Annotated in this window: 17 protein-coding genes; 7 read left to right on the forward strand and 10 right to left on the reverse strand. The window is 65.4% G+C overall.

Annotation, left to right across the window (positions count from 1 at the left end; all coding sequences use genetic code 11):
• The first annotated feature begins 185 nt into the window (after nucleotides 1-185).
• Together mmuP and mmuM are read left to right on the forward strand one after the other, a co-directional pair.
• Nucleotides 186-1,583: an S-methylmethionine permease gene (gene mmuP / locus GGR73_RS02090; RefSeq protein WP_184455437.1), complete on the forward strand. Its 1,398-nt coding sequence runs from the start codon at nucleotides 186-188 to the stop codon at nucleotides 1,581-1,583.
• Nucleotides 1,580-2,542, forward strand: a complete 963-nt coding sequence (gene mmuM, locus GGR73_RS02095) for a homocysteine S-methyltransferase (RefSeq protein WP_184455439.1) — start codon at nucleotides 1,580-1,582, stop codon at nucleotides 2,540-2,542. The genes mmuP and mmuM overlap by 4 nt, the downstream gene beginning before the upstream one ends.
• 6 nt (nucleotides 2,543-2,548) lie before the next feature.
• Here mmuM and GGR73_RS02100 read toward each other — a convergent pair whose 3' ends face one another.
• Nucleotides 2,549-4,489 (reverse strand): DUF885 family protein, encoded by a 1,941-nt coding sequence (locus GGR73_RS02100; RefSeq protein WP_184455441.1) that lies wholly within the window; start codon nucleotides 4,487-4,489, stop codon nucleotides 2,549-2,551.
• A gap of 190 nt (nucleotides 4,490-4,679) precedes the next feature.
• Here GGR73_RS02100 and GGR73_RS02105 point away from each other — a divergent pair, with 190 nt between their 5' ends.
• Nucleotides 4,680-5,513 (forward strand): AraC family transcriptional regulator, encoded by an 834-nt coding sequence (locus GGR73_RS02105; protein WP_054591625.1) that lies wholly within the window; start codon nucleotides 4,680-4,682, stop codon nucleotides 5,511-5,513.
• Here GGR73_RS02105 and GGR73_RS02110 read toward each other — a convergent pair.
• The 3 genes from GGR73_RS02110 to GGR73_RS02120 form a co-directional block, all read right to left on the reverse strand.
• Entirely contained in the window at nucleotides 5,477-6,079 is a 603-nt protein-coding gene (locus GGR73_RS02110; protein ID WP_065031803.1) for a LysE family translocator, read from the reverse strand. The two genes, GGR73_RS02105 and GGR73_RS02110, sit on opposite strands and share 37 nt — an antisense overlap.
• A 213-nt stretch (nucleotides 6,080-6,292) precedes the next feature.
• Nucleotides 6,293-7,069, reverse strand: a complete 777-nt coding sequence (locus GGR73_RS02115; RefSeq protein ID WP_024940642.1) for a queuosine precursor transporter — start codon at nucleotides 7,067-7,069, stop codon at nucleotides 6,293-6,295.
• A gap of 4 nt (nucleotides 7,070-7,073) precedes the next feature.
• On the reverse strand, nucleotides 7,074-7,748 hold the full coding sequence (locus GGR73_RS02120; protein ID WP_024940643.1) for a DUF502 domain-containing protein: 675 nt from the start codon (nucleotides 7,746-7,748) through the stop codon (nucleotides 7,074-7,076).
• A gap of 155 nt (nucleotides 7,749-7,903) precedes the next feature.
• Between GGR73_RS02120 and GGR73_RS02125 the strand changes: the two genes are divergently transcribed.
• Nucleotides 7,904-9,262: a hypothetical protein gene (locus GGR73_RS02125; protein ID WP_184455443.1), complete on the forward strand. Its 1,359-nt coding sequence runs from the start codon at nucleotides 7,904-7,906 to the stop codon at nucleotides 9,260-9,262.
• A gap of 128 nt (nucleotides 9,263-9,390) precedes the next feature.
• Here GGR73_RS02125 and GGR73_RS02130 read toward each other — a convergent pair whose 3' ends face one another.
• Nucleotides 9,391-10,950 (reverse strand): alginate export family protein, encoded by a 1,560-nt coding sequence (locus tag GGR73_RS02130; protein WP_184455445.1) that lies wholly within the window; start codon nucleotides 10,948-10,950, stop codon nucleotides 9,391-9,393.
• 335 nt (nucleotides 10,951-11,285) lie between these two features.
• Here GGR73_RS02130 and GGR73_RS02135 point away from each other — a divergent pair, with 335 nt between their 5' ends.
• Together GGR73_RS02135 and GGR73_RS02140 are read left to right on the forward strand one after the other, a co-directional pair.
• Nucleotides 11,286-11,648, forward strand: coding sequence for a PadR family transcriptional regulator (locus GGR73_RS02135; protein ID WP_016904272.1), 363 nt, complete (start codon nucleotides 11,286-11,288; stop codon nucleotides 11,646-11,648).
• Entirely contained in the window at nucleotides 11,645-12,556 is a 912-nt protein-coding gene (locus tag GGR73_RS02140; protein ID WP_184455447.1) for a sensor domain-containing protein, read from the forward strand. The genes GGR73_RS02135 and GGR73_RS02140 overlap by 4 nt, the downstream gene beginning before the upstream one ends.
• Before the next feature lie 729 nt (nucleotides 12,557-13,285).
• Here the strand turns inward: GGR73_RS02140 and GGR73_RS20245 are convergent.
• The 3 genes from GGR73_RS20245 to GGR73_RS02150 form a co-directional block, all read right to left on the reverse strand.
• Entirely contained in the window at nucleotides 13,286-13,408 is a 123-nt protein-coding gene (locus tag GGR73_RS20245; protein WP_289812094.1) for a hypothetical protein, read from the reverse strand.
• A 21-nt stretch (nucleotides 13,409-13,429) separates the two neighbouring features.
• The gene (locus GGR73_RS02145) at nucleotides 13,430-14,737 is read right to left on the reverse strand and encodes a polyhydroxyalkanoate depolymerase (RefSeq protein ID WP_065050133.1); all 1,308 of its coding nucleotides are present in this window, start codon (nucleotides 14,735-14,737) and stop codon (nucleotides 13,430-13,432) included.
• A gap of 301 nt (nucleotides 14,738-15,038) precedes the next feature.
• On the reverse strand, nucleotides 15,039-15,641 hold the full coding sequence (locus GGR73_RS02150) for a methyltransferase (RefSeq protein WP_167704363.1): 603 nt from the start codon (nucleotides 15,639-15,641) through the stop codon (nucleotides 15,039-15,041).
• A gap of 74 nt (nucleotides 15,642-15,715) precedes the next feature.
• Here GGR73_RS02150 and GGR73_RS02155 point away from each other — a divergent pair, with 74 nt between their 5' ends.
• Nucleotides 15,716-16,162 (forward strand): CopD family protein, encoded by a 447-nt coding sequence (locus tag GGR73_RS02155; protein ID WP_016902407.1) that lies wholly within the window; start codon nucleotides 15,716-15,718, stop codon nucleotides 16,160-16,162.
• A gap of 289 nt (nucleotides 16,163-16,451) precedes the next feature.
• On the opposite strand, the gene GGR73_RS02160 is transcribed toward GGR73_RS02155, so the two are convergent.
• Entirely contained in the window at nucleotides 16,452-17,207 is a 756-nt protein-coding gene (locus GGR73_RS02160; protein ID WP_184455449.1) for a tetratricopeptide repeat protein, read from the reverse strand.
• An 85-nt stretch (nucleotides 17,208-17,292) separates the two neighbouring features.
• Complete coding sequence (locus tag GGR73_RS02165) at nucleotides 17,293-18,252, reverse strand: acetyl-CoA carboxylase carboxyltransferase subunit alpha (RefSeq protein WP_016902405.1); 960 nt, start codon at nucleotides 18,250-18,252, stop codon at nucleotides 17,293-17,295.
• Between the last annotated feature and the right edge of the window lie 138 nt (nucleotides 18,253-18,390).

The following is an 18,390-nucleotide window of genomic DNA, read 5'->3' on the forward strand; positions in this document are numbered from 1 at the left end:
GAGCGAGACGTCTTCGCATGCATGGGTGGTTGCAGGGCGTGCGGCATGGCGACCTTCCAGGTGAACAGTACGCAAGCATACCCGCGGGCCGTTGCACGCTGGTGCACCGTCACAGCTTGCCATCGCATGGCTGTGCTCGCCTGGCTGCGCATGGCAGGATGCGTTGCCACCGATCAGACACGCCGATGCCCGAGCCGCCGTCCACCGCCGCACCGCAATTCCAGCGCAGCATGCAGGTGCGCCACCTGGTGATGTTGTCGCTGGGGGGCGTGATCGGCACCGGCCTGTTCTTCAATACCGGCTACATCATCGCCAGCACCGGCGCGCTCGGCACGGTGATCGCCTATCTGATCGGCGCGCTGGTGGTGTATCTGGTGATGCAGTGCCTGGGCGAGCTGGCGGTGGCGATGCCGCAGACCGGCGCCTTTCATGTGTATGCCGCGCGTTATATCGGCCCGGCCACCGGGTACGTGGTGGCGTGGTTGTACTGGCTGACCTGGACGGTGGCGCTGGGCTCGAGCCTGACTGCGGCGGCGTTCTGCATGCAGTACTGGTTCCCGCACACACCGGCATGGCCGTGGTGCCTGCTGTTCTGCGCGCTGATCTTCGGCCTGAACACGGTGTCGACGCGCTGGTTTGCCGAGGGCGAATTCTGGTTCTCGCTGATCAAGGTGATCACGATCGCGCTGTTCATCGTGCTTGGCGGCGCGGCGGTGATCGGCGTGCTGCCGTTGGCCGATGGGTCGCCGGCACCCGGATTGCGCCACCTGCGCGCCGACGGCTGGTTTGCGCAAGGCACGCTGCCGATCCTGATGACGATGGTGGCGGTGAACTTCGCCTTTTCCGGCACCGAGTTGATCGGCGTGGCCGCTGGCGAAACCGCGCAGCCGGCGCGTGCGATTCCGCTGGCGATCCGCACCACGCTGGTGCGGCTGGTGGTGTTGTTCGTCGGCACCGTGCTGGTACTGGCCGCGTTGCTGCCGGCCGAGCAGGCGGCGGTGGACACCAGCCCGTTCGTGCGCGCGTTCGAGTTGCTGGGCATCCCGTATGCGGCCGATGTCTTGAATGCGGTGATCCTGACGGCGATCCTGTCGGCGGCCAATTCCGGTCTGTATGCGGCCGCGCGCATGCTGTGGTCGCTGGCCAACGAGGGCACGCTGCCGGCGCGGCTCGCAGGCCTGACCCGGCGCGGCATCCCGTTGCCGGCCCTGGTACTGAGCATGTTGGGCGGCCTGTTGGCGCTGCTCACCGGCGTCTATGCGGCCGACACCGTGTTCGTGGCGATTTCGGCGGTGTCCGGCTTTGCGGTGGTGGTGGTGTGGCTGAGCATCTGCGCCTCGCACTACCGTTTCCGTCGCCAGTTGCTGCGCGATGGCATCGCGCCGGAGAGCCTGGCCTATCGCGCACCGTGGTATCCGTGGACGCCGCTGCTGGGCTTCGCACTCTGTCTGCTGGCCTGCATCGGCCTGGCATTCGATCCGCAGCAGCGCATTGCGCTGTGGTGCGGCATTCCGTTTGTGGCGCTGTGCTATGGCGCCTATGCATTCACCCAATGGCTTGCGAGCAGGAGGCAACCCGCATGACGATTCTTCCGCGCCAGCCGCGTGCCGGTGCGCCTTTCAGCCAGGCGCTGCAGCATGACGGCTATGTGCTGCTGGATGGCGCGCTCGCCACCGAACTGGAGCAGCGCGGTTGCGATCTCAACGATGCGCTGTGGTCGGCGCGCGTGCTGATGGAGCAGCCGGAGCTGATCTATCAGGTGCATCGCGACTATTTCGCTGCCGGCGCGCAGTGCGCCATCACCGCCAGCTACCAGGCCACGCCGCTGGGCTTTGCCGCGCGCGGGCTGGACCTGGCGCAATCGCAGGCGCTGATCGCACGCAGCGTGGCCCTGGCCGCACAGGCGCGTGCCGATCATCTGCAGGCGCAACCGCAGCACGCGCCGTTATGGGTGGCCGGGTCGGTCGGGCCGTACGGCGCCTACCTGGCCGATGGCTCGGAATACCGCGGCGATTACGCCCTGCCGCTGGCGCAACTGATGGACTTCCATCGCCCGCGCATCGTCGCGTTGGCCGAGGCGGGGGTGGATGTGCTGGCTTGCGAGACGCTGCCGTCGGCCAACGAGATCATCGCGCTGCGCCTGCTGCTGGAGGAGTTCCCGCAGCTGCACGCGTGGTTCTCGTTCACCCTGTGCGATGCGGCACATTTGAGCGATGGCACCGCGCTGGCGCAGGTCGTACCCGCGCTGGATGCGTGTGCGCAGGTGATCGCGGTGGGCATCAACTGCATTGCGCTGGAGCAGGTCACCGCCGCGTTGCAGACATTGTCCGCGCTGACGGCGCTGCCGCTGGTGGTGTACCCCAATTCCGGCGAGCACTACGATGCCGGCGCAAAACAGTGGCATGCCGGCAGCACGACCGCCTGCACCCTGGCCGACCAGCATGCGCAGTGGCTGGCGGCCGGTGCGCGGCTGATCGGCGGTTGCTGCCGCACCACACCGCGCGACATCGCCGCGCTGGCGCGTGCGCGGGTGGCGGGCTGAGCTGCCTCAGCCCTTCTGCGTGGCGATCCAGCGCTGGATCTTGTCCTGCAGGATATCCAGCGGCACCGAGCCGTCCTTGAGCACTTCGGTGTGGAAGGCGCGCACATCGAAGCGCGGGCCCAGTTCGCGTTGCGCCTGCTCGCGCAACTGCGCGATCTTCATCTCGCCGACCTTGTAGGCCAGCGCCTGGCCGGGGATGGCCATGTAGCGGTCCACCTCGGCCTCGGCATCGGTCCGGGTCATGGCCGAGTTGTTGAGCATGTAGTCGATCGCCTGGGTGCGGGTCCAGCCCTTGCTGTGCAGGCCGGTGTCGGTGACCAGGCGAATCGCACGCCACAACGCATTCTGCAGATAGCCGTAGTAGTTGTACGGGTCCTGGTACAGGCCCAGTTCGCGGCCCAGCGATTCGGCATACAGCCCCCAGCCCTCGATATAGGCGGTCTCGCCGCCCAGGCGGCGGAACTTGGGCAGGTCGGTCAGCTGCTGCTGCAGCCCGAGCTGGAAATGGTGGCCGGGGATGGCCTCGTGCAGATACAGGCTCTCGGTCTCCCAGGTCCGGCGCGTGTCCAGGTCGGAGGTGTTGACGTAGAACACGCCCGGTGTGCTGCCGTCGCCGCTGGGGCGCATGTACGAGCCGCTGGCGGCCGACTGCGCACGCTGCGGTTCCACCACGCGCACTTCCAGCGCCGGCATGCCCTGCACATTGAACAGGCGCGGCACCGCGGCCTGTACGCGTCCCTGCAGGCCGCGGTAATAGCCCAGCAGTTCGGTCTCGCTGCGGAACGCAAAGCGCCTGTCGGTCTGCATGAACTTGTAGAACTTGGGCAGGTTGCCGCGGAACCTGACCTGCTTGGCCAGCGTGGCGATCTCTGCCTGCAGGCGCGCGACCTCGCCCAGCCCGATCTGATGGATCTGCTCCGGGGTCAGCTCGGAGGTGGTGCTCTGGCGCACATCGTAGGCGTACCAGGCCGCGCCATTGGGCAGCGCGGCCAGGCCGTCGGTGTCGCGGCAGGCCGGCAGGTACTCGGTGGCGATGAAGCCGCGCAGTGCTCGGTACGCCGGCATGATCCGCACTTCGATCAGCCGCTTGTACTCGGCGGTGATGCGCTGCTTGTCGGCCTCGGGCATGTCTGCCGGCAGGTTGCGCACCGGACCCCAGAACAGGCTGTCTTCGGCATTGCGCGCGATGATCGCGTCCAGCTGCGGCAGCACCTTCTGCATCAATACCTTCGGCTGCACCACGCCAGCCTGCATGCCCGCCCGCATGTTGGTGATGGCCTGGTCGAACAGCTCCGGGATGCCCACCGCGCGCCGCGACCAGTTGTCATAGTCCTTGACCGTCTTGAACGGCTGCGCGCCGGTGCCCGAGCCCAGCACCACCGCGATGCTGGCGATGTTGTAGAACTGATTGATCGGCAGCATCCAGCTGGGGAACTGCTCGGCCGCCAGTGCGCTGCGCGCATCGCGCACGAAGATCTGGTAGCTCAGCAGGTCCTGCCCGCTCAGCCCGTCCGGCCCCAGCGCCTCGGCGTTGCCCAGCCACAGCACGGTGAAGTCGTGCGACTGCTGCCGGAACGCCGGCGACAGGAAGTTGGGCAACTGGTCGTTGTAGCGGGTCTCGCCCTGGAAGGTGGCCTGCAGCGGGTTGAGCTTGAGCGAGGCATCCCAGTACTGGTCGTAGAGCAAATTGAGCTGCTGCGCCTTGGTCAGCACCACCGGTGCGGCCACGGCACGCGGCCTGGGCTTGGCGGCTTTGCCACCCCTGGCGGCCTTGGTGGTCTTGGCCGCCGGCTTGGCGGTCTTCTTGCCCTTGCTCGCCTTGGCGCGGGTTTGCGTGGTCTGTGCCTTGCCGGTTTTCTTCTTGGCCGCGTCGGCGGGCGCTGCCACTGACAGGCTCAGCACGGCGGCCAGGGCCAGGGACAGCAGGCGGGAAAAGCTGAGGGGCATTACCGGCTCCGGGAACAAGCGAGCGGGGAGCTTGCCCGATCCGCACCGTTCCGGCCACCCATCCGGCACACGGGGCGCGCCTGGAATTCATGAAGCCCGCTGCGCACGCCTGCAGCACGCAGGCATGTTGCAGTGCGATAGGCTTGCGCATATGCCAAGGGATGAATCGACATGCGGGACGCAGCTGCCCGTGCAGGGCGGGCAGGGCTTCTGGCGCGATCCGGCGTTGCCCTTCGTCGAACTGCGCCAGGTGATCAACAGCCGCAGCCTGTGTTATGCCGCGCATACGCATGAGCAATGGTCGGTGGGCGCGATCGATCGCGGGCTGGCGCGCTATCGCAATGGACGCATGCAAGCGCAGGTGGGTGCGCGGTCGCTGACCCTGATCAACCCTGGCGATGTGCATGCCTGCAATCCGGATCAGCAGCAGGACTGGTCGTTCCGCATGCTGTATCTGGACGTGGCGTGGCTGCGCGAACAACAACGCGCACTCGGCCTGGCCGCCAATGCGGATGTGCACATGCTGGCAGCGCCGCTGTGCCAGACCCCGGCTGCCTATGCCGCGTTCGAGCGCATGCATGCCGTATTGACCGACGGCAACGCCGATGCGCTGGCACGCGAGAGTGCGTTGATCGCGTTCGTGGCGCGGCTGCATCTGCATGTGGAGCCGATCAGTCGTGCGCTCGCGGTCGATACCGGGCCGATGCAGCGGGTGGCCGAGTATCTGCAGACCCATCATGCGCGTGCGGTCTCGCTGCGCGAGCTGTGCACGCTGGCGGGGATGCCGGCGCCGCGCTTGATTCGCGGCTTTCGTCAGGCGCACGGGCTGACCCCGCATGCGTATCTGCTGGATTGCCGTTTCCAGCGTGCGCGCGAGGCCTTGCGGCGCGGCGGTGACATTGCCGAGGTCGCCTACGCGCATGGCTACGCCGACCAGGCGCATCTGCAGCGCAGCTTCAAACGTGCCTGGGCGGTGACGCCAGGGCGTTACCGCAATGCCGTGCCCCATTCGGTCAGCAGATAGACCGCGCTCAGCACCAGCAGCGCCGCCAGCACCCGGTTCAACCGCCGCAGCTGCCTTGGTACCTGCACGTGCCGCCGCAGCACGGCGCCAGCCAGCAACCAGCACCCCAGCGAGGGATAGCAGATCAGCGCATACAACGCCGCAAAACCCGCCAGTTGCGTGGTGCCTGCCGTCGCATACAGGGCAACGCCGGAGGTCGCCGCCAACCAGGCCTTGGGGTTGAGCCATTGCATCGCCGCACCGGTCCAGAACGAGGCCGCCGGGCGCGTCCCGGTGGTCTGGATGACGCCATCGTCGCGCAGCAGGCGCCAGGCCATGTAGAGCAGAAACGCCACCCCGGCCAGATGCAATGCACGGCCGAGCAGCGGCCAGCGCAGCAGCACCTGCTGCAGTCCCATGCCCACCAGCAACAGCAGCGCGACGAAGCCGACGGTGGCGCCGATCACATGGCCGTGCCCGGCACGCGCGCCGGCGCTGGCGCCGGTGCTCAGCGCCACCAGGTTGACCGGCCCGGGCGAAATCGAGCACACCAGCGCGAAGCTGGCCATTGCGACAAGATGGTCCATGGCGCGGAATCCATAGCGGGGCGCAACAGCATGGCCAGCGAGCGCGGCGACGGATTGAACAAAATTTCGATGGGCGGTCGCTGCGGGCGTTGCATGATCGGTAAACGCAGCCAGCGGTCGTCAGGCAGCGACACGTATGACCGACGAGGCGGGGTGCAAGCCACGGGCGCTGGCCGTCGCCTGGCAGTGCTGCGGTCGGCAGGTCTTGCGTTGTCAGCCGGCGGCGGCTTCTTCGCGCAGTTGCTCGGCGCGCTCGGCGCCCAGGTATGCGCCGATGGCGCGGCGCGCCAGATACAGCAGCGGGATCAGTGCGATCGCAAAGCCCATCTTGTAGACGTAGTTGAGCGTGCTCACCGCCAGGAACTGGTCGGTGGACCAATGCTGCGGGCCGAGCACGAAGGCGATGTAGATCACCACGAAGCTGTCCACCAACTGCGACACCGCCGTGGAGCCGGTGGCGCGCAGCCACACGTGCTTTTCGCCGGTGGCACGGCGGATGCGATGGAACACCGACACATCGATCAACTGGCCGAACAGGAAGGCCACCAGCGAGCCGCCGATCGTCCACAGCCCCTGGCCAAACACCGCTGCAAAGGCGGCCTGGTAGTCGGGCACGCCCTGGCTCTGCGCCGCCGTGACCCACCAAGCCGCCGGCGCCAGTGCGATGGCGGCGAACGCAAACACGAAGCCGTAGCCGATCAGCGCCACCGCCACCCACGAGATGAAACGCACCCCGCGGCTGCCGAAGAACTCGTTGATGGTGTCGGTCATGATGAACACCACCGGCCACAGCAAGGTGCCGGCGGTGAAGCTGAGCGAGCCGGTCTGGCCGAACAGGTTCCAGTTCAGCGGCGCGATGCCGAGGGTGTCTTCCAGCGCGAAGATCTTGACCCCGATGAACTCGGCCAATGCCGCGTTGACGCAGAAGAACGCGGCCAGCGCAATGAACAGGCGAACCGCACGATCGTCGAGGGTGCGCACCTGTGTCATGGCTTTAGCGATCCGCGGTACGGGTAAAGGGAACCGATTCGGGCGCCACTGCGCCGCCGGAGATGATGAAGCTCATCGCCTGGTCCACGCTCCAGTCGGTGGGCGTGAGCAGCTCCACCGGCACGATCTCCAGATAGCCGGAGGTCGGGTTGGGCGTGGTCGGCACGTACACCGCCGCCAGCTCGCGGCCGGTGCCCTGTTCCTTGATCACCCGCGTGACGAGACCGACCGACTTCATGTCCCGGTGCGGGAAGTCGATCAGCACCACGCGCTGGGTGCTGCCGGGCTGGGTCTGCAGGATGTCGAGCAATTTGCGCGCGCTGTCGTACACCACGCTCGCCAGCGGGATGCGCCGCATGATCGCCTCGAACCAGCGCAGCAGGCGCTGGCCGATCACCCGCCGGCTCAGGATGCCGACAAACAGGATCGCGCCCACGGTGGCGATCAGCGCGATGGTGTTCTGCACCCACAGTGCCTTGATCCAGCCCAGATAGTCGGGGAACGAGGCGGCGATGCGTTCGGACAACGGCACCACCCATGGGCTGCTGATGCCCGACAACAGCGAGAACACGAACTTCACCACCACCCAGGTCAGCCAGACCGGCAGCAGGGTGAGCAAACCGGTCAGAAAGACGCGTTGCAGGGAAGGGCGGGTGGGCGGAGTGGGGGATTCGGACATACGCGCATTGTAGGCATTCGGCCGCGTCCGGTGCAGGCGCGCAGCGCGCCTTGTTCGCCGGGGAGACGGCAAGTGCGCATTGGTGCCATGCCACTCGCGGCTCTGTCCGGGCCGCTCTAAGATGACACAGCTCATCCACGGACGGTTGCCCCCGCATGCTCGCCAAATTCCTCAAGTCGGCCCTGCTGGGGCTATGCATCCTGATCGCCCTGCTGGTGGCCCTGTACGCGATCTCCGCGCGCTGGCCGATTCCTGACGCGCAGCGCCAGGCGTTGGCGCAGATCGATCAACCACCAGCTGCACCGCCGGCAGGCTCGAATCTATTTGCTGCACTCTGGTTGCTGCCGTATGCCGTGCCGGCTACCGAACAGGACGTCGTGATGGCACGCGATCTGCAGCGGTTTGCGAACACCAGGACTGCGGCCGGTTTTGTCAGCGACGCAGCGCGCTATCCGCGCACGCCGCCGTGGCCAGCCGCCGCACCGCCCAAGTGCAACTGGTCCACTCCAGACTGCCTGGACAAGGTGCGCGCTCAGCCCCAAGCCTATGCCGATGCGCTGATGTCACAGGCACCGCTGTTGCAGCGCGCCGCCACGCTGTCATCGCACGACTATTACCGCAATCTGTTTCCGACCCGTGCCGACACACCGCTGCCGGAGTTGCAGGGGTTGAGTGTGCCGATGACCCAGCACGCGCTGGACTTCGTCCAGGGCCACCAGCAGGCTGCGTTGTCTGGCGTGTGTGCGGACGCACAGGTGGCGCGCGTGCTGTTGCGCGGTCAGGACACACTGATCGCGACGATGATCGGGGCAGCCATGTTGCGCGGTAACGCCGAGCTGTTCACCGACATGCTGAGCGAACTGCCGTCCACCCAGCCGTTACCTGCGCATTGCCAAGCGGCATTTGCGCCGTTGACGATGGATGAGACCAGCCTGTGTGGAGGCCTACGCGGCGAAGCGCGCTTGGTCAGCGCCAATTACCGCGCGGTCGTCGAAGCCGGCGGCGAGCAGCGGCGCTGGTACGACAGGTTGGTACCGCCGCTGCTGGACGTTGAACGAACCCGTGCACTGACCGCGCCGTATTACACCTGGGCCTGCCACACCGACGTGCGCACGCAGCTGGAGCAGGACCGCAAGGTGGCGACCAGTGCCATACCCGCCGCGCCAACAGTGACCTTCGCCTGTATCGCTAACGCAATCGGCTGCCTGTTCGCCGACGTGGAGCATATGGATAGCGCGCAGTATCAATGGCAGTTGCAGGATCTGGCCGCGACAACGCGGCTGACCTCGGCAGTGCTGTGGCTACGTGCGCATCCTGCCGAGCAACAGACGCTGGCGCAGCGCCTGGATCAACTGCCCGCCACGCTGATCCGACCAGGGCGCGACATCACCGCTGTAAAAGATGGAAAGACGCTAGAACTGCCGCGTTACGCGCGCAGCGATCACGCCAACCTGCAGATGCCATTGGCGGCAAGCAAGGTGGCACAGGCAGCAGCGATGCAGGGCAAGCCGTGACACTTGCGGCTGCAGAAGGCGACACCAGGGCAGGCAAGCACGCGTTGCTGATTGCATAACGGGCAACGCCACCCAGGAACGGATCCCGGGTGGCGTTGTCAGGCACTACATCAGCGTGATGCCCCTACTTAGAACCGGAAGTTCAACCAGCCCATCACGAAGGTCGAATCGCCGTAACCGGCCTTTTCGAGCGCAGGCCCGGCCATCAGGTGTTCGGCGCGGAAGGTCACCGACCAGTTCGGGTCGATGTTCCAGGTGGCGTTGATGCGCGGCATGGTGCCGATACGGCGCTCGCCGGTGTTCTGCGTGCGGGCGTAGGCGCGCGCCTGGTTGTTGTAGATCGCATCGCTGGTGGTCTGCCGCCACAGCGTCTCCCATTCCAGGTTCACGGTGATCTTGGAAGTGGGCGAGAAGGTGAACGTGGGCGCAGCGGTGACCAGGTTGACCGGGCCGAAGAACGTCGCCCAGCTGAAGTAGATCGTATTGCCATAGAGGAAGTTGTTGTTGCGCAGCGTGCCGGTGCCGGAGGAGCCACCGCCGCCGGAAGCGATTTCGCTATGGAAGCCCAGTCGCGGCTTCCAGCCCGATTCGCTCAGCGTCCAGGCATTGGAGGTGCTGGCCATGTAGGCACGCAGATCGCGCCCGCCGTAGCTACCGCGCTGCACGGTCACGAACGAGTCGGTGCGCAGCTTGCCCACATTGCCCCACAGGCGCAGGCCGTAATAGTTGCGGTTTTCTTCGGCGGTCTGCCGGCCCCAGACCTGATTGTCGTTGCGGAACTGGTAGAAGAACGGCTCCAGGTACATCGGCTTGGCGGTCGGCATGCGATAGCCGCCGACCACGCCGCGGAAGTGCCGCGAGCGGTCGATGCGATCGTCGCCCAGGCCTTCGGTGCCATCGAGGTTGAAGTTGAAATCGAACAGGTCCACGCGGGTCTTTTCGCCGATCGCCCAGGCGCGCACACCGTTGAAGGTCACGAAGATATCGGTGTTGTCGCGCAATGCCATCAGCGTGGTGGGACCATCGACAAACACCTGACGACCGACTCGCAGGCCGAGGTCGGCATCTTTGACGCGTCCTTTCACATCGAAGAACACCTGCTGCAGGATCGCGTTGTTTTCCTGCGTGCCGGTCTTGGTACCTTCGTTGCGTCCATCCAGGCTGCCGTGCGCCAGTTCCGTATACAGACGGAAATGCTCGCCGACATGGAAGTCGGCACCGAAGAACGCGCGCAACAGATACTGCTGCTGCGAATGGCTGCCGGGAATCAAACCGGGATTGGTGATGGTGTTGCTGCGCACGCGCAATTCATTGCTGAGCGAGACATACACATCGCCCGATTCATTGAGCGGGATGTATTTGAGCGGATCGAACGGACTCTTGCGCTTTGACAGATCCTTCAGATACGACCAGTCTTCGGCCCAACGCACCTGCCACATGTTGCCGCCCTGCTTGGCGCCCCAACCCTGCGCTTCCAGCGGATAACCCTTCGCGGCAGCGGGCGCTGCCGGAGCGGCGGGCGCAGCCTTTGCAGGCTCCGGCTGGGTCTGCTCGGCGTTGACCGGCGCGGTCTGCGCCTGCGCAAACCCCAGTCCCGGCAGTGACAACCCGATCGCCAAGCACAGGCGCCGGGTGGCACCAAAGGAAGTTTCAGCCATGGCCGGCTGTGCCAAGCGTGCTAGTCGCATCGTGTCGCCCTATCGAAAAAGTGAGTCGTCTGAGCGAGTGGTATCGGCTCAGTGGGCACTGACTGTAGTGGAGCGCTGCCGCAAAGGGAGTAACCCAATGGTTCTAAGCACATGAGCGGGGATTGGGGAGTCGGGATTGGGGATTTGCAAAAACAGGCGTGCAAGTGATGCGTCAGTTCTTCTTCAGTCCGCTTGAGTCAACGCAAGGAAATTCTCGGCCGGAATGCTCTGCGAATCCCCAATCCCCAATCCCCAATCCCCGCCTCATGACTACCGGCACATCCACTATACCCAACTTCGCAATAGCATTGCCTTCGACCTAGCGGAGATGGCCGATGAGCGAACCCGATGCCTACCTGCGGAAATTTCAGAAAGAGCTGAGTGCCGGCACGGTGTCGCTGGCGCTGTTAGCAGTGTTGGCGCAGGCCGAGGAGCCGCTGTACGGCTATCTGATCGCCAAGCGCATGGAGCGGCTGGACGGCGTGCTGAGCGGCAAGCAGAGCGCGTTGTATCCAGTGCTGCGCAATCTGGAGGGGGCAGGGTTGCTGCAAAGCCATGTCGAGCCGTCGGCGTCCGGCCCACCGCGGCGCTATTACCGCATCACCCAAACCGGGCGTGATTGCCTGCGCGACTGGACCGCCGCCTGGCGCGCCACCCGCGATTCCGTTGACTCAGTGCTGGAGGGGACCCACTCATGACGACCGTTGCGCAGGCACGCCCGTTGCCGACCACCATTCCCGATTACCTGGCGCAATTGCGCCAGGCCCTGGCCGGCGCGGACCCGGCGATGATCCAAGACGCGCTCTACGACGCCGAAGAGTATCTGCGCGCCGAACTGGCCGAGCAGGCCGGCAAGAGCGAAGCGGAAGTAATCGCCGGCGTGGCAGGCAGCTACGGTGCACCGGATGAAGTGGCCGAGATCTATCGCGAAACCGAAGTGACGGTGACACGTGCACTGCGCGCGCCGCTGCCGCGCAGACGCAGCACATGGTTCGGCAGGTTCTTCGGCGTGGCTGCCGATCCACGCAGCTACGGCGCGCTGTTCTACATGTTGTTGTCGTTGGTCACCGGCGTGTTCTATTTCACTTGGGTGATCACCGGCGCGAGTCTGTCGGCCGGCTTGATGATCCTGATCATCGGCGTGCCGTTGCTGGTGCTGTTCTTCGGATCGGTGCGGGTGCTGTCGCTGGTGGAAGGCCGCGTGGTGGAGACGCTGCTGGGCGTGCGCATGCCGCGTCGTCCCGCCCATCCGGGGGCGCAAGGCGGCTGGCTGCAACGCATCGGCGCGATGTTCACCGATGCGCGTACCTGGAGCACGATGCTGTACTTCCTGCTGATGCTGCCGCTGGGCATCGTCTACTTCAGCGTGTTCACCACCTTGTTGTCGTTGGCGCTGGGCCTGGTCGCTTCACCGCTAGTGCTGCTGTTCGACAACACGGCGGTGCTGACCTGGGATGGCGTGGATGTCACCAGCGCTTGGCTGACGCTGCCGTTGTTCGTCGTGGGCGTGCTGCTGCTGTTCGTCACGCTGCACCTGGCATGCGCCTTCGGCAAGCTGCACGGCATGTTCGCCAAGCACCTGCTGGTCAAGAACGGTGAAGGCTAAGTGCACCGTGTGATTGCCGGTTGTGCGACACGCGGCACGCGGCTGCGATCGCTGCAGTGTCACGTGGTCTGTAGTGAAAGGTCTGAAAGACGCAACGACTTGAAGTCCCGTAGTCGTGTAGGTGGTTGGACAGTGCGGATGGAGCAATTGCAGGGCGGCAGCTCTGTGGCTTGGCAGCAGGGCCCTTGCCCGCCCACCCTCGCAGGACACGCCGCAAGTACGTCCATGTAGGCTCTTACGCGGCATCCATGCCGCGTAAGGTCCCGCGACGGTGGGCGGGCAAGGACCAGTGGAGATGGTCGGTGTGCATGGTTTTAAACAACGCAACCGACCAGCTCTCTGGTGCGGTGTCCTCGCCGGTTGCGGGACCCTCAGCGGCATGGATGCCGCTAAGGAGCCTCCAGGGACGGATTCACGGCGTGTCCCGCGAGCGGCGAGGGCACCGCGCGCTCGAATCACAAGCTTTTGAGTTAAGCATCCGATTGTGGCTAAACGACGCCACCGTTTTAAGTCTCGATTGTTCTAGACGTTGCGTCATGAGGAGTCTGGATAGCGCGGATCAGTTGTGGAGCGGTGGATCTGCGGCTTGGCTGCAGGGCCCTTGCCCGCCCACATCGCAGGACACGCCGCAAGTACGTCCGTGTAGGCTCTTACGCGGCATCCGTGCCGCGTAAGGTCCCGCGACAGTGAGCAGGCAAGGACCATCGAAGATGGTCGGTGTGCATGGTTTTAAACAAAGCAACCAACCAACTCTTTGGTGCGGGCGCCACGCACCTTGCCACGCAGTGCGCTGTCTTTACGCGAACCAAAAATCTGCGCATAAAAAAACGCCCCTTGATCGGTCTCGATCAAGGGGCGTTTTTTGTCGGCCGATCAGGCGCGCTTGCCGCGCTTGCGGATCGGGGTGACGGTGGCGGGGTCGCGGCTGCCAACCGGGTCGGCATCGTAGCGAGCGATGAATTCGCGCACCTGCGGGTACACCACTTCGCGCCAGCGACGGCCGCTGAAGATGCCGTAGTGACCGGCACCTTCCACCACCAGATGACGACGATGCGCCGCGTCGATCCCGGTGCACAGATCGTGCACCGCTTCGGTCTGACCAAGGCCGGCGATATCGTCCAGTTCGCCCTCGATGCTGAGCAGTGCGGTATTGCGGATCGCCGACGGCTTGACCAGCTGGCCATCCACTTTCCACTTGCCCTGCGGCAGCAGGAAGTCCTGGAACACCACGCGGATGGTGTCCAGGTAATACTCGGCCGGCATGTCGAGCACGGCGTTGTATTCGTCGTAGAACTGCCGGTGCGCCTGCGCGTCCTGCAGGTCACCCTTGACCAGATCGGTGTAGAAATCCCAATGCGACATCACATGCCGGTTGGGGTTCATCGACAGGAAGCCGGCATGCTGCAGGAAGCCCGGATACACCTGCCGGCCGTGGCCCGGATACGGGAACGGCACGGTGTGGATCAGGTTGTTTTGGAACCACTCGATGCCATTTTCGGTGGCCAGGTTGTTGACCTGGGTCGGACTGCGGCGCGCATCGATCGGCCCGCCCATCATCACTAGCGAGCGCGGCGTGGGTTCGTCGTTGGAGGCCATCAGCGACACCGCCGCAAGCACCGGCACGGTGGGCTGACACACGCTCACTACATGCAGGCGCTCGGCGCCGATGTGACGGATGAACTCCTGGATGTAGCTGATGTAGTCCTCGAGCCGGAAGGCGCCGGCTTCCAGTGGCACCATGCGCGCATCGACCCAGTCGGTGACATAGACCTTGTGGTTGCGCAGCAGGGTGCGCACGGTGTCGCGCAACAGGGTGGCGTGGTGGCCGGACAACGGCGCCACCACCAGCACGGCCGGCTGCTGCTTCATCGTGCCGATCAGCTCGACATGGTCGCTGAAACGCTTGAAGCGCAGCAGACGGCAGAACGGCTTGCTCAGCACCTCGCGTTCGATGATCGGCAACGAATGGCCGTCGACCTCGACATCGTCGAGCGCCCAGGCCGGCTTTTCGTATTCCTTGCCCAGGCGATGGAACAGCTCATTGCTGGCCGCCATGCGTTCGGCGCCCGGGAGCGAGGCCCACAGACTGTCGGGGTCGGAGAACATCTTGGCGTTCGCCTGGGCCTGGTGCACCCAAGGGGCTAGCAGATTGCGGGTCAGCTCGTGCAGTTGATAAAGCATTCCACCCATCCGTGCGGCTCTTTGCTGCCGCGCAGCATACCCCCTTTGGCGCATTTGCACCTTAATGGGGCTGCGGACGGTAGAGGCTGTCATACGACTTATGGCAGGCGTCAGCGCGTTGATTGGCCGCGATTTTGTTTGCCGCGATTGGTGATCCTTCGGATGGCTGTGCGAGCCGAAAGCGCGCGTTCGTCGCAGAACCCTGCTGCCGTGGACGCGTCTTCTTTCCTGCAGGGCAGGGATGGGTGAGGTGCGCGGCAAAGCCACTCGCCGTGCGTGCCTCAACCGGCCAACGTCCTGCTCAGCCGCGCTCCAGCGCAGCCGCCTCATCGGCCAGCTGCGGCGACAACCAGCAGTGCGAGCCGAGTGCAGCAAACCCCACGCTGGCGAACCGGCGCCGATACCAGCGCGCCGGCCGCGCCTGAAACCCATCGTGGTCGCCTTCGAAGGCATCCTCTTCGGCGAAGGTTTCCAGAAATGCCACGCCCGCGCACATCTCGGCCAACCCCGGCAGGCCCTGGTTGAACTCGCGCGTGGGTACGTAATGCAGCACGTCCGAGCAGATCAGCAGATCCACCGGCGCGCACGGGCGCAGCCAGGCGAAATCGCCGAAGCGGGCAGGGTGGATCTGCCGGCTGCGTCCGTAACGCTGCACCGCGTAGGCGCTGCTGTCGAAGCCCAGATAGCTCAGCTTGGGTCGTAACGCCAGCAATGGCGCGCGCCAGGCCGCCTCGCCGCAGCCGATATCCAGCACGCTGCGGATCGGGCGCTCCAGGTAGTACTCGGCCTGGCTCACCGCCAGTGCGACCTTGCGTCGCAGACGCGCAGGGTCGGCCAGCCCGGCATCCCGGTACCAGCGGCGGAAATAGTGGGCGTCGTACTGCTTGTCGTCGGGTTCGGACATGGACGTCAGGTGCTTTCGCGTCGGAGGATAGGTGAAAATGCGGGCCATCCTACGCCAGCCAGCGAAGCCAGCACATGACCCTGTACCTGTGGATCAAGACCTTCCATCTGTTGTTCGTCACTGCGTGGATGGCGGCGGTGTTCTACCTGCCACGCATCCTGGTCAATATCGCCGAAGCCGGTGCCGAGCCTGCGGTGCGCACGCGCCTGGTGCTGATGGGGCGCCGCCTCTACAAATTCGGCCACAGCATGCTGGGGCTGGCGCTGCTGCTGGGCGCGGTGCTGTGGCAGGGCTATCGGGTGATTCCGGATTTTCCGACGATGGTGGCCGGTGGCTGGCTGCACGCAAAACTGTTTGCGGTGGCCTTGATCCTGGCGCATTACATCGTGGCCGGGCGCTGGCTGAAGGGCGTGGATCAGGGCCGAAGCCTGCCCAGCGGCCGCGCATTGCGGCTGTTCAATGAAGTGCCGGTGGTGTTGCTGGTCGGGGTGATCTGGCTGGTGCTGGCCAAGCCGTTCTGACACAACGCCCGGGCGGTGCATGCGCTCGCCGGATGCATTGGTCGTCGCTGGCGTGTTCGCGCAGCACGGCGGTGATGTGGCGCGGATGGTCGAGGGATTCCGCCAGGGCGCCATTGCGAAACGGCTGCGTCGACGATTGCAGCAGGTGATCGATCCGGGCCTTCAGGCTTGCCGCTATCCCCCATCCTTTCTGGGCATGGCGGCGCCCTCGGTTGCGTACCAGGTCTTCTGGACACACGGTGCGCGCATCCTCTGTGTTTCGCCGCTTGAGTATTGCGTCAGGCGGCGATCACGCCTGGGCGCCGAGCTCGCTCAGCCCCTTGCGCGCCAGGTCGATCCAGGCGCGCTGCTCGCGCTGGTAATGCTTGGGGGAGGCGGCTGCGTGGCGCAGCACCTGCTCGAAGACGGTCCTGGCGTCTTGCGGGCGCGCGGCGCGCAACAACAGCTGCGCATAACGCACGCGTGCCTCTTCGCCCGGATAGCCTTGCGCAAGCGTCTCGTATTCGTGCAGCGCCTCGTCGATGCTGCCGCTGTCTTCGACTGCGCGCGCGTACAGCAGGTGCCCGTCGTGCGAACGGAAATTTGGATTGGCCGCGATCAACGCGTCCAGCGTCTTGCGCGTGTCTGCGGCCTGGCCCAGCCCGTACTGGGCCTTGGCCAGGCCCAGCATCAGGTCCGGATCGTCCTGGTAGATGCCGCGCAGCGCGCCCTGATACAGCTCGGCGGCACGCGCGTAGTCGCCCTGTTCCAGCAGCGTCTGCGCGAGGCGACGGCGATTCTCGGGAGTGTCGGCCACATCCAGCTGGCGCGATGCGTCGCGTTGTTCGCGTTGCGGATCGATGCGCTGACGCACCTTGCGCAGGCCACGGCGCGCCGTCGGGTCGTTGCGCAGGTCCGGGATCACCGCCACGCACACGTAGACCAGGACCGCCAGCAACGAAAACGCCAGCAGGATGAAGATCCAGTACAGCGGGCGGCCGCTGCGCACCACGTGTACGCAGCAGGCGGCCTGCAAGACCAGCGACAGCAGAAGTAGCGGGCTCATATCCGAACAGGTCCTTCCATGGTGGGCAATCGTCTTGCTGGCTGGCAATGCTGCGTGCAGCACCATCGCCCCGGCAGACCTCCGATCAGTTGCCTTCGTAGGCGCCGTAGCTGCGCAGGCGCTCGTAACGACGCTGCAGCAGGCCCTCGACCGGCAGCTTTTCCAGCGCTTCCAGCTCGTTGAGCAGCACCGCCTTGAGGCGCTTGCCCATCTGCTCGGGATTACGATGCGCGCCGCCGGTGGGTTCGCGGATCACCTTGTCGACCAGGCCCAGGCCTTTCAGGCGCTTGGCGGTCAAGCCGAGCTGCTCGGCCGCGTCCTTGGCCTTGGCCGCGTCCTTCCACAGGATCGAGGCGCAGCCTTCGGGCGAAATCACCGAATAGGTGCCGTATTCCAGCATCAAGGTGCGGTCGCCCACGCCGATCGCCAGCGCGCCGCCGGAGCCGCCTTCGCCGATCACGGTGCAGATCACCGGGATCTTCAGTTCGGCCATCTCCAGCAGGTTACGCGCGATCGCTTCGGACTGGCCGCGCTCTTCGGCGCCGATGCCCGGGTAGGCGCCCGGGGTGTCGATGAAGGTCAGCAACGGCAGGCGGAAACGCTCGGCCAGCTTCATCAGACGCAGCGCCTTGCGGTAGCCCTCCGGGCGCGGCATGCCGAAATTGCGGGCGACCTTGCTCTTGGTGTCGCGGCCCTTCTGATGGCCGATGATCACCACCGCGCGGCCATCGATACGGCCCAGGCCACCGACGATCGCCTTGTCGTCGGCATAGGCGCGGTCGCCGGCCAGTTCCTGGAATTCGTCGCAGATGGTGTTGATGTAGTCCAGCGTATACGGGCGCTGCGGATGGCGCGCCAGCTGCGAGACCTGCCAGGCCGACAGGTCGCGGAAGATCTGTGCGGTACGCACGCGCAGCTTGTCGCGCAGCGCACGCACCTCGGTGTCCACGTTGACTGCAGGACCGGTGCTGGCCTTGCGCAGTTCCTGGATCTTTGCTTCCAGATCGGCGATGGGTTGCTCGAAGTCGAGGTAGTTAGGATTCATGCAGTGGTGTCGTCGACGTAAGGCGGGGAGTGTAGCTGAAGCGCTGCCTTCGACCCGTACGGGGCCGTTCGGATGCACGGCAGGGATTCGGGAGTGGGGATTCGGGATTGGCAACAGCGGCGCTGCTGCGTCCGGGTT

The sequence above is a fragment of the Xanthomonas sp. F14 genome, from assembly GCF_014199865.1.